This window comes from Delftia sp. ZNC0008 (assembly GCF_000799035.1).
GTDB classification, from domain to species: Bacteria; Pseudomonadota; Gammaproteobacteria; order Burkholderiales; family Burkholderiaceae_C; genus Comamonas; species Comamonas tsuruhatensis.
On record NZ_JTKZ01000896.1, the window covers coordinates 1 to 2,315 of the forward strand.

Genomic DNA, 2,315 nt, shown 5'->3' on the forward strand with positions numbered 1-2,315 from the left:
TGGCACGGCCGGTGCTGCGCCGCCCCATCGGCCTGGTGCGCCTGAGCGGCCGCCGCCTGTCGCCGGCTGCCGCGCGCATGGTGGAGATGCTGCGCGAGGAAATGGCGGCCCTGCCGGGCTGAACGGGGCGCTGGCAGCCGTTGTGCATGGCCCGGCAGGATATGGGGTGGTGCCCGGGCCTGCAAGACTGGACAATAGGGGCCGTACCCGTCATCCCGGTGAGAACACCCCATGAGCATTCCTTCCCGCGTCAAACTCGTCGATGTAGGCCCCCGCGACGGCCTGCAGAATGAAAAACAGCCCGTGCCCGCCGCCGTCAAGATCGAGCTGGTGCACCGCCTGCAGGAAGCCGGCCTCAAGGAAATCGAGGTCACCAGCTACGTCAGCCCCAAATGGGTGCCGCAGATGGCCGACAACGCCGAAGTCATGGCCGGCATCGTCCGCCGCCCCGGCGTGCGCTACAGCGTGCTCACGCCCAACATGAAGGGCCTGGAGGCCGCGCTGTCGGCGCCGCGCGAACTGTGGCCCGACGAGATCGTGGTCTTCGGCGCAGCCAGCGAGGCCTTCAGCCAGAAGAACATCAACTGCTCCATTGCCGAAAGCATCGACCGCTTCGCCCCCGTGGCCGAGGCCGCACGCGCCCAGGGCATCTACGTGCGCGGCGCCATGAGCTGCACCGTGGGCTGCCCCTACGAAGGCGAGATCGCCCCCGAGCGCGTGGCCTACCTGGCCGGCCTCATGAAGGGCATCGGCGTGCAGCATGTGGGCGTGGCCGACACCATTGGCGTGGGCACGCCCGTCAAGGTGCGCAAGGCCATCGAGGCCACGCTGCAGCACTTCGCCATCGACGATGTCTCGGGCCACTTCCACGACACCTACGGCCAGGCCGTGTCCAACACGCTGGCCGCGCTGTCGCTGGGCGTGTGGCAGTTCGACACCTCGGTGGCGGGCCTGGGCGGCTGCCCCTACGCCAAGGGCGCCACAGGCAATGTGGCCACCGAGGACGTGGTCTACATGCTGCAGGGCATGGGCATAGAGACCGGCATCGACCTGGACAAGCTGATTGACGCCGGCCAGTTCATCAGCGACCACCTGGGCCGCCCCACGCAGTCGCGCGTGGGCAAGGCACTGCTCACCAAGCGCGCCAGCGCGTCTGCATGCGAGGCGGTGTGAGCATGTGCGGATCTGAACTCCACCATCTTCCCGAAGGCGTGCAGCGCGTGGCGGCCTTCCTGCAGCAGGCCGGCCATGGCGAGGGGCCGCGCATGCTGGACGGCGCGGCGCGCACGGCCCAGGAAGCGGCCGACCAGCTGGGCATCCTCGTGGGCCAGGTGGCCAAGAGCATCATCTTCCGCCGCCGCAGCGACGGCGTGGCCGTGCTGGTCGTGGCCTCGGGCGACCGCCGCGTGGACGAGAAGAAGGTCGCCGCCCTGGTCGGCCCCGTGGGCCGTGCCGACGCCGATTTCGTCAAGGCGCAGACGGGTTTTTCCATCGGCGGCGTCAGCCCCGTGGCCCATGCCAACACGCCCGTGACCCTGGTGGACCGGGAACTGCAGCGCTTCGACACCGTCTGGGCGGCCGCCGGCCATCCGCATGCGGTGTTCGCGGCCACGCCGGCCGCGCTGCAGGCCCTGGCCGGCGCGCCCTGGGCCGACGTGGTGCAGGAGGTGGCGGCATGATGGGCCCCAAGGAAATGCTGGCCCACAAGGCCGGCGCAGCCTTCGCTGCGCGCGCTGACGACGAGCCCGTGCCATCGCCCTGCATCTCGGTCTGCCGCATGACGCCGGACCGCAGCCATTGCGAAGGGTGCTTTCGCACCATCGACGAGATCCGTGCCTGGTCCAAGTCCGATGCGTCGCAGCGCCTGGTCATCTGGAACGCGCTGCTCGAGCGTGCGGGCATCACGGTCGCCGTCCCCTAGACCCCCTGGACTGCACTGCAGGAGCCTGCCGCCATGAAGCAGATCACCTTCCATCTCGACTTCGTCTCGCCCTATGCCTGGCTGGCCTTCGAGCAACTGCCTCAGGCCCTGCAGGGCATCAGCCACCACATGCAGTACCGCCCCGTGCTGCTGGGCGCGCTGCTGCAGCGCCATGCCAACCCGGGGCCGGCCGGCATTGCGGGCAAGCGCGAGTGGACCTACCGCCATGTGAGCTGGCTGGGCCATGCCACGGGCGTGGGGCTGGACATGCCGGCCCGCCATCCGTTCAACCCGCTGCCGCTGCTGCGCCTGGCGCTGGAATGCAGCGACGACGGCACGGTCAACCGCTTCGTCGCGGGCGCGGTGCTGCGCCATGTCTGGCAGGGCGACGCGG

General features: G+C 69.9%; 4 protein-coding genes. All 4 read left to right on the plus strand.

Translation table 11 applies throughout. The features are described from left to right. Positions 1-231: 231 nt before the first annotated feature. Positions 232-1,173, plus strand: coding sequence for a hydroxymethylglutaryl-CoA lyase (locus L995_RS29065; protein WP_047474885.1), 942 nt, complete (start codon positions 232-234; stop codon positions 1,171-1,173). A gap of 2 nt (positions 1,174-1,175) precedes the next feature. Next, positions 1,176-1,679, plus strand: coding sequence for a YbaK/EbsC family protein (locus L995_RS29070; protein ID WP_016452780.1), 504 nt, complete (start codon positions 1,176-1,178; stop codon positions 1,677-1,679). After that, entirely contained in the window at positions 1,676-1,921 is a 246-nt protein-coding gene (locus L995_RS29075) for a DUF1289 domain-containing protein (RefSeq protein ID WP_016450040.1), read from the plus strand. Before L995_RS29070 ends, L995_RS29075 begins: the two co-directional genes overlap by 4 nt. Positions 1,922-1,954: 33 nt before the next feature. Next, a partial coding sequence (locus tag L995_RS29080; RefSeq protein WP_047474887.1) for a DsbA family protein occupies positions 1,955-2,315 on the plus strand: 361 nt, incomplete at its 3' end.